The 8,599-nt window shown below is 59.1% G+C and carries 8 protein-coding genes and 1 pseudogene; 6 read left to right on the top strand and 3 right to left on the bottom strand.

The annotated features are described in order from the left end of the window. Nucleotides 1–148: 148 nt before the first annotated feature. The 5 genes and pseudogenes from GSM73_RS28250 to GSM73_RS16640 all read left to right on the top strand — a co-directional run. Nucleotides 149–1,180: pseudogene (locus tag GSM73_RS28250) on the top strand (cache and HAMP domain-containing protein); the annotation flags it as partial. Between the two features lie 93 nt (nucleotides 1,181–1,273). Then, entirely contained in the window at nucleotides 1,274–2,038 is a 765-nt protein-coding gene (locus tag GSM73_RS28255) for a methyl-accepting chemotaxis protein (protein ID WP_372241391.1), read from the top strand. 184 nt (nucleotides 2,039–2,222) lie between these two features. Further along, on the top strand, nucleotides 2,223–3,344 hold the full coding sequence (locus GSM73_RS16630; RefSeq protein ID WP_047227089.1) for a glycosyltransferase family 1 protein: 1,122 nt from the start codon (nucleotides 2,223–2,225) through the stop codon (nucleotides 3,342–3,344). Between the two features lie 16 nt (nucleotides 3,345–3,360). Further along, nucleotides 3,361–4,128 carry a DUF2334 domain-containing protein gene (locus GSM73_RS16635; protein WP_076386563.1) on the top strand — a complete coding sequence of 256 codons (768 nt, stop codon included), beginning with the start codon at nucleotides 3,361–3,363 and terminating at the stop codon, nucleotides 4,126–4,128. Next, nucleotides 4,125–5,120, top strand: a complete 996-nt coding sequence (locus GSM73_RS16640) for a lysylphosphatidylglycerol synthase transmembrane domain-containing protein (protein WP_076383682.1) — start codon at nucleotides 4,125–4,127, stop codon at nucleotides 5,118–5,120. The genes GSM73_RS16635 and GSM73_RS16640 overlap by 4 nt, the downstream gene beginning before the upstream one ends. A 7-nt stretch (nucleotides 5,121–5,127) precedes the next feature. On the opposite strand, the gene GSM73_RS16645 is transcribed toward GSM73_RS16640, so the two are convergent. Both GSM73_RS16645 and purU read right to left on the bottom strand, forming a co-directional pair. Beyond that, on the bottom strand, nucleotides 5,128–5,319 hold the full coding sequence (locus GSM73_RS16645; RefSeq protein WP_076383681.1) for a hypothetical protein: 192 nt from the start codon (nucleotides 5,317–5,319) through the stop codon (nucleotides 5,128–5,130). 58 nt (nucleotides 5,320–5,377) lie between these two features. Then, the gene (gene purU / locus GSM73_RS16650) at nucleotides 5,378–6,226 is read right to left on the bottom strand and encodes a formyltetrahydrofolate deformylase (protein ID WP_047227093.1); all 849 of its coding nucleotides are present in this window, start codon (nucleotides 6,224–6,226) and stop codon (nucleotides 5,378–5,380) included. 303 nt (nucleotides 6,227–6,529) lie between these two features. Here purU and mvaT point away from each other — a divergent pair, with 303 nt between their 5' ends. After that, complete coding sequence (mvaT, locus tag GSM73_RS16655) at nucleotides 6,530–6,907, top strand: histone-like nucleoid-structuring protein MvaT (protein WP_047227094.1); 378 nt, start codon at nucleotides 6,530–6,532, stop codon at nucleotides 6,905–6,907. A 93-nt stretch (nucleotides 6,908–7,000) separates the two neighbouring features. Here the strand turns inward: mvaT and sbcB are convergent, their stop codons facing one another. Then, complete coding sequence (gene sbcB / locus GSM73_RS16660; protein ID WP_047227095.1) at nucleotides 7,001–8,428, bottom strand: exodeoxyribonuclease I; 1,428 nt, start codon at nucleotides 8,426–8,428, stop codon at nucleotides 7,001–7,003. Nucleotides 8,429–8,599: the final 171 nt, after the last annotated feature.

Below are 8,599 nucleotides of genomic sequence, written 5' to 3' on the forward strand. Positions count from 1 at the left end.
TAAAGCGACAGACCCTACTGAAAACAAGGTCGGATAATTCCCTAAGGAGAGAAGGAAATATCAGCTTTTTTTCACTATGAAGCCATTTTTGCGCGCTTATATATATAAGCACGCTTAGCGTACCAAGACCTTAGCGGACCCCCGAGCCATGAATAAAAACCTGCGCTTTAGCCATAAAATTCTAATAGCCGCCGCGCTCATCGTGATTGCAGCCTTCGCTTCCTTCACGACCTACAACGATTACCTGCAACGCAACGCCATCCGTGACGACCTGGACAGCTACCTGCATGAAATGGGTGCTGTCACGGCAAACAACATTCAGACCTGGCTGACCGGTCGCATCCTGCTTATCGAGAACCTGGCCCAGAACATCGCCGTCACCCCGGACCCGAGCAGCGTCACCCACCTGCTGGAACAGAAAGCGCTGACCTCAACCTTCATGGCGTCCTACCTTGGCGATGCCCAGGGCAGTTTCATCATTCGCCCCGATGCGAAGATGCCTGACGGTTTCGATCCGCGCGTACGTCCTTGGTACAAAGGCGCACAAAGCAGCAGCACCTCGACCCTGACCGAACCCTACATCGACGCTGCCAGCGGCGGGCTGATCATTTCCATCGCCAGCGCCTCGAAAAACGCCACGCAAAATGTCGGTGTCGTGGGCGGCGACCTGAGCCTGCAGACCATTGTGGACAACCTCAAGACCGTGAATTTCGACGGCATGGGGTATGCCTACCTGATCAGCGCCGACGGCAAGATCCTGGTACACCCGGATAAAGCCCTGGTCATGAAAACCCTGGCCGAAGCCTACCCGACGAACACCCCGAAGATCAGCGACCAGATCAGCGAAGTCGAAGTCGATGGCCATACGCGCATCGTGACCTTCACGCCGATCAAAGGCCTGCCCTCGGTGAACTGGTACGTCGGCGTGTCGGTGGACAAAGACAAGGCCTACTCGATGCTCAGCGATTTCCGCACCTCGGCCGTCGTGGCGACGGTCATTGCCGTGGCGTTCATCATTGCGCTGCTGAGCATGTTGATCCGCTTGCTGATCCAACCGCTGCATGTGATGACCCGGGCGATGGAAGACATTGCCGATGGCGACGGCGACCTGACCAAACGTCTGACGATCCAGAATCAGGACGAGTTCGGCATTCTGGGCACGGCGTTCAACCGTTTCGTGGAACGTATCCATAATTCGATCCGCGAAGTGTCCTCCGCCACCGAACACGTCAACGAAGTCGCCTTGCGGGTGGTGAGCGCGTCGAACTCCTCGATGGTCAATTCCGACGAGCAGGCCAGTCGCACCAACAGCGTGGCCGCGGCCATCAATCAATTAGGCGCTGCTGCTCAGGAAATCGCCCGCAATGCAGCGCAAGCTTCCCATCAGGCCAGCGACGCCCGTGGCCTGGCCGAGGATGGTCAACAAGTGGTGGATCGCAGCATTGCCGCGATGAATCGCTTGTCCGACTTGCTGAGTGCCTCAAGCAGCAACGTTGAATCGCTGAACAGCAAAACCGTGAACATTGGCCAGATCCTGGAGGTGATCACCAGTATTTCCCAGCAAACCAACCTGCTGGCCCTCAATGCTGCAATTGAGGCAGCCCGGGCCGGTGAGGCCGGGCGCGGGTTTGCCGTGGTGGCCGATGAAGTGCGCAACCTGGCCCACCGCACCCAGGAATCGGCGCAACAGGTGCAGACCATGATCGAGGAGTTGCAGGTCGGCGCCCGGGATTCGGTCACGACCATGAACGACAGCCAGCGCCACAGCCAGGAAAGCGTGGAAATCGCCAACCTGGCCGGCGAGCGCCTGAACAGCGTGACCCAGCGCATCGGTGAAATCGATGGCATGAACCAGTCAGTGGCCACCGCCACCGAGGAGCAGACGGCCGTGGTGGAATCCATCAACGTGGACATCATCGAGATCAACACGCTGAACCAGGAAGGCGTGGAGAACCTGCAATCGACATTGCGCGCCTGCTCAGACCTTGAGCAGCAAGCGGCGCGGTTGAAGCAACTGGTGGGCAGTTTCCGCATCTGACGCCATCGCCAGCAGGCTCGCTTCCACAGGGTTTTGTGCACAACACAGATCCACGGTGGAGCGAGCCTGCTCGCGATAGGCCCCTCTCAAACAACACACTGCTGACAGACATCCCGCCGCCCACAACCCCAACCGAACATCTATTCTTACTAAAGGTCAACAAAGGAGAATACGGACCGGAGGGATGTTCATCGTGCACATAGCGGACATAACCATGTTCTACGCCCCCGCCAGCGGCGGCGTGCGCACTTATCTGGATGCCAAGCACCGGCGCCTGAGTGATCGGCCCGGAATTCGTCACAGTCTGTTGATCCCAGGCGCGCATTTGAGCGAGCACGACGGGATCTATAAGGTTCCGGCCCCCGCGCTGCCTTTCGGCAAGGGCTACCGCTTCCCGCTCCGCCTGGCGCCCTGGCGCAATGTCCTGCGTGATTTACAACCGGACCTGATTGAAGTCGGCGATCCCTACCTCACCGCATGGGCTGCCCTGGACGCCCGGCGTCAGCTCGATGTGCCGGTGATCGGTTTCTATCACTCCGACCTGCCGCTGCTGGTCAGCAACCGCATGGGCAACTGGTTCACGCCCAACATCGAAGCCTATGTCAGCAAGTTGTACGGCAATTTCGACCGGGTCCTGGCGCCGAGCCAGGTCATGGCCGACAAGTTGATCGGGTTGGGGGTCAAGAACGTCTACGTGCAGCCGTTGGGCGTGGATCTGCAAACCTTCAACCCCGCCGCCCGCGACCCGGAACTGCGAGCCGAGCTGGGCATCGCCGAAGATACGCGCCTGCTGATTTTCGCCGGTCGCGGTTCCAGGGAAAAAAACCTGCCGGTGCTGCTCAAGTGCATGAAACGCCTGGGCGAACGTTATCACCTGCTGCTGGTGGGTTCGTCCATGCCCGCCGTGGTCCCGGACAACGTTACGGTGGTCGATGAATTCTGTCCGGCACCGCAAGTTGCCCGGCTCATGGCCAGCGCCGATGCATTGGTGCATGCCGGTGACCAGGAAACCTTCGGCCTGGTGATTCTCGAGGCCATGGCCAGCGGTATCCCTGTGGTGGCGGTGGCGGCCGGGGCTTTCACCGAAATCGTCCACGAAGACTGCGGCCTGCTGTGCACGCCCGACAATCCACAGGCCATGGCCAACGCCGTGCGGCAACTGTTTGCCGAAGGCTGTCAGCGACGCGGTGTGCTGGCGCGCCAGCACGTTGAGCGTCACTACGCCTGGGACTCGGTGGTCAACAGCCTGTTGGGCCACTACCACAGCGTCCTGGGTGAACAACTGCCCCTGTTGGCCAATGGTTGAGGTGAAGTCCGTGTCGATGAATCAATCGCCCAGCCTACTGTTGGTGCTGCATGACGTGGCGCCGCAAACCTGGCCCGACTACCAGCCCTTCGTCGAAGCTGTCGACGCCCTCGGCCAGGTGCCAATGACCTGGCTGGTGGTGCCGGACTTTCACCACGCCAACGCGCTGGAGGATCACCCCGGTTTTCGGCGCCTGCTCGACAACCGGGTCGAGCGCGGCGACGAATTGGTGCTACACGGCTACTACCATTGCGACGACGGTCCGCCGGCAACTCATCCCAAGGACTGGTTCATGCGCCGGGTGTATACCCACGAAGGCGAGTTTTACAGCCTGTCCGAGGAGGCGGCCCTCGCCCGCCTGCGCGCGGGTGTCGAAACCTTCCAGCGTTACCAGTGGCCGCTGGAGGGTTTCGTTGCGCCCGCCTGGCTCATGAGCGAAGGCACGCGCCAGGCACTGCGCCAGTTGCCGCTGAGTTACACCAGCGATCCCCAGCGTCTCTATCGCTTGCCGGACTTCACCCCGATCGACGCCCCAGGGCTGGTATGGAGCGCCCGCAGCGCCTGGCGCCGTGGCCTTTCCAAAGTCATCAATGATCAACGTGAACAGCGCTGGCGCCAGGCACCAGTCATTCGGCTCGGCCTGCATCCCGTCGACATGCGCCATGGGTTCTCCCGGGATTATTGGTTGCGCACCCTCGAACGCCTGCTCAACGACGGCCGCGTACCGATGACCAAGGTCCAATGGCTGGCGACCCAGGGCCTGCAGGTCCGCGACGCCGCATGAAACGGCTGATATGGCTGGGCGCCGCCTTGCTCTTGGCGCTACTGGTGCCGTGGTTGATGGGTGGCGGGGAGATGTGGTCGCGGGTGCAGCGCTTTCCCTTGTCACTGCTGCTGACCATGCTCGGCATGATTGTCCTGTGCTGGGGCTTGAACTCCGTGCGCCTGCGTTTGCTGCTGGGTGAACACCGCGGGCGCATCGGCCGGCTGAAAAGCATTGGCATCGTCATGTCTACCGAGTTCGCCATGTGTGCCACGCCCGGCGGCAGTGGCGGGCCGCTGACGCTGATGGCGTTGCTGGCGCGCAACGGCGTGCGTCCGGCCCATGGCAGCGCGGTGTTTGCCATGGATCAGTTGAGCGATCTGCTGTTTTTCCTCTGCGCCTTGGTCGGCATCCTGTTTTATGCCTTGTTCCAGAACCTCAGCCAGAGCATCGAATGGATGCTGGCATTGAGTGCCTTCTCGTTGTTTGGCGGACTGTTCGGCTGCGTGCTGGTGGCCCGCTACCACCGCAAACTGATTCTGCTGGGCGCTCGGTTATTGCGACATCTGCGGGTAAAGACCGCCACTCGCCAACGCTGGGGACGCAAGATCCTGCACTTTCTGGCGGCATTTACCGACACCCTGAAATTGCCCCGTCAGACCCTGTTCCAGGTCTTCGGCCTGACCTGCCTTCACTGGGCCCTGCGCTACAGCGTGTTGTATCTGGCGTTGAGAGGACTGGGGGCGGATTTGCAGTGGGCCTGGAGCTTTCTGATCCAGATGCTCTCCTTGAGCGCAGGGCAGTTCAGCCTGCTGCCCGGTGGCGCCGGGGCGGCAGAGTTGACCTCGGCGGCGCTGCTGGCGCCCATGGTGGGCAAATCTACAGCCGCAGCGGCGATTCTGATCTGGCGGGCGGTGACTTATTACTTTTATCTGGTCGCCGGTGGACCCGTGTTCTTTTTGATGGTCGGGCGACCGTTGATCAAGAAGTTGATCAAGCTGCGGCAGGCGTGACACCCCTTTAGGAATCACCGCTTTCAGGCTTGGTAGGCGCTGGTTCGTCCTCGGGGTGCATTTGTTTCCACAGTTGCGCAGCGTCGGGAAACTCCGTGCCATCCTCCGGGCTCAACGCTTCAGGATCGTAACGGCTCAGGCACCCCTCACCCAGGGTCGCCGGGGCTCGGGAGGTGGCTTTGTCCAATGGATCGGTCATGGCGAACCTCATGAAAAAAGGGCCTGGTGATCACTCGCCCAGGCCCTTTGCAGTGTAGTCAGAACACCACGGTCTTGTTGCCGTGCACCAGCACTCGGTCTTCCAGGTGATAACGCAAGCCGCGCGCCAGTACCATTTTTTCCACGTCACGGCCGAAACGCACCATGTCTTCGATGCTGTCGCTGTGGCTGACGCGCACAACGTCCTGCTCGATGATCGGCCCTGCGTCCAGCTCTTCGGTCACGTAGTGGCAGGTGGCGCCAATCAGCTTCACACCCCGCATCGAGGCCTGGTGATACGGCTTGGCACCGACAAACGACGGCAGGAAGCTGTGGTGGATATTGATGACCTTGTGCGCGTATTCGCTGCACAAGGAAGGCGGCAGGATTTGCATGTAGCGGGCCAGCACCACCACCTCGGCGTCGTGCTGTTTGACCAGCCGCGAAACTTCGGCAAACGCCGGCTGCTTGTCCTGTGGGTCGACCGGAACGTGGTAATAAGGGATACCGTGCCACTCCACCATACTGCGCAAGGCGTCATGGTTGGAAATGACACAGGCGATGTCGCAATCGAGCTCATCGCTGTGCCAGCGGTGCAGCAAATCAGCCAGGCAGTGAGATTCTTTACTGGCCATCAGCACCACGCGTTTTTTCTGCTCGGTATCGGTGATTCGCCAGTCCATCGAAAACTCTTCGGCAATCGGTGCGAACGCCTCACGAAAGGCTTCGATGCCGAAGGGAAGCGAGTCGGCACGAATTTCGTGACGCATGAAAAACCAGCCACTGTGAGTGTCCGAGTGATGGCTCGCTTCAGTGATCCAACCATTATGGGACGCCAGAAAATTACTGACCTTAGCAACGATGCCGACGCGGTCCGGGCAAGCGATCACCAGCCGAAAAGTGCGCATTAGGGGAACTCCAGAACTTCACAAAGGCGGCCATTCTAGCCATTGCGCGGCAAAACTGCAGTATCGATGACACGCCGCGCACATTTGTCTGCCCGGGCAGCAATGGGCCGGACCTTTGGCAACACGCTATATTTGTGAGCAGATGTGAAGACTGTGTTTCAGTATTTAACTGCAACGCCGTTTTTGCGAGGCTGCACTAATTAATTAAATAAAACATCGGTTAAATGTTTACTTGATGAAACTGTCTGATTACTATTGCCTCACTGTCTCCTTGTCACCCGCGTCCTACATAAGGTAGTCCTCATGTCCTTGATCAATGAATACCGCAGCACCGAAGAAGCAATCAAAGAACTGCAAGAACGCCTGAAAGCTCTGTCTAAAGACGACAAGCTGCAGAAAGAACTGGAATTCGAAGGCAAACTGCGCACGCTGATGGGCGAATACCAGAAATCGCTGCGTGACATCATTGCCATGCTGGATCCAGAAGCCAAATCGAGCAAGGCAACCCGTGGCGCCGTAAAAACTACCGGCACCAAACGCGCTCGCAAAGTTAAGCAATACAAAAACCCGCACAACGGCGAAGTCATCGAAACCAAAGGTGGCAACCACAAGACTCTGAAAGAGTGGAAAGCCAAGTGGGGCGGTGACGTGGTTGAAGGTTGGGCAACCCTGCTGGGCTAAGCCTCACCGGTTCGCGCCGCTTTATGCGAACAGAATAACGCCAGCGATTGCTGGCGTTTTTTTATGCCTGCGATTTACCCACTTCATCGCCACTCAAAGGCTTAAACGTTTACGCAATTGCTGGCTGTAGCCCTGCCACTCTATGAGTACCTCGCGCTGCAATGGCGTGGAAACGGCCATCCATTCCTCCATCGCCTCATCAAAACTTTGCAAGGTATTAGGCGCCCCCCATTCCGGGGAGGACAAACGCTGCTGACAGAAAAGTCTCCAACGCTCCTGCTCTTCGCCGGTCAAGGTCTCAGGGAAGTTGCGCGCGCGATATCTGAACAATAACTCCGGTAAACGCTCATCATCAAAAGGCCAGTGTTCTGAAGCCAATTGAGCAGGGTCAGCCATGCGGACTTGCTCGCACAATCGACGATCGCGGTCGCCGATGAAGCCTGCGTATAACTGCTGCTCGGGATCCTCACTGGCAGTGAAATCCTCGCGACCATAAATGGCCTGAAGTTTGTCCTGCCAAACTTGCTGTGCGTCAGTTAGCCGCAGCGCACGCTCCTGATAAACGTCCATGTCCAGTTGCAGCCGCTGCTGGTCCTCGGCACGCAGCACCGAGAGCGGCGCGACCACCGGGCACTTGTTGATATGAATGAGTTTGAGAGGCACCGGCAACTCGCCTTCGAGCAGTTCTTCACGGCGGGTATACAAACGTTGCCTCAGGGTTTCAGCATCGTGGTCCAGCAAACCCAGCGGGTCCAGGTGCAAGTCACAGACAATCAGGGCATTGCGATTTTTCGGGTGCCAGGCCAATGGTAAAACTACCCCGATGTAGTTGCGCGCGGCCGAGAAACGCCCGGAAACATGCACCATAGGCTGCAACAGGCGGATCTGATCCATGACTTTCTGTTTGCTGCGCAGTTGGAACAGCCACTCGTAAAGCCTGGGTTGTTTCTGGCGGATCAGACGGGCCAAGGCGATCGTCGCGCGCACGTCCGACAACGCATCGTGAGCCTGGCCGTGGTCAATACCATTGGCGGCGGTCAGGCGCTCCAGCTTGAGGGTCACGCGGCCCTCCTCTTGCGGCCAGACAATGCCTTCGGGGCGCAGCGCATAGGCGGCGCGCACCAGGTCGATCAGGTCCCAGCGGCTATTGCCGCCCTGCCACTCGCGCGCGTACGGGTCGAAAAAATTCCGATAGAGGCTATAGCGGGTCATTTCGTCGTCGAAGCGCAGGGTGTTGTAACCGGCGCCACAGGTGCCGGGCGCGGCCAGTTGCCCGTGGATACGGGTCATGAAGTCGGCTTCAGTCAAGCCTTTGTCGGCCAGGCATTGCGGGGTAATGCCGGTGATCGCACAAGCCGCCGGATGCGGCAGGATGTCCTCGCTGGGCTGGCAATACAGGTTCACCGGCTCGTCGATTTCATTGAGTTCGAAATCGGTACGGATCCCCGCCACCTGCAAGGGTCGGTCGCAACGCGGGTTGATGCCGGTGGTTTCGTAGTCGTACCAGAAGATAGAAGTCACGGGGCGTTCCTGGGTTGAAGACTGGCGAAGTCTAGGCCTTCGAGCCCACCTGCGGCCAGCGCTGCCTGACTTTTGAAATCCAAAGGGGATCTGAGGCGGACACCGGATCAGTGAACACCCCGATCAAAACTGTGGGAGCGAGCCTGCTCGCGATAGCGGTCTGCCTGAAAC

The organism is Pseudomonas sp. PICF6 (genome assembly GCF_009831705.1).
GTDB lineage: Bacteria > Pseudomonadota > Gammaproteobacteria > Pseudomonadales > Pseudomonadaceae > Aquipseudomonas > Aquipseudomonas rhizophila.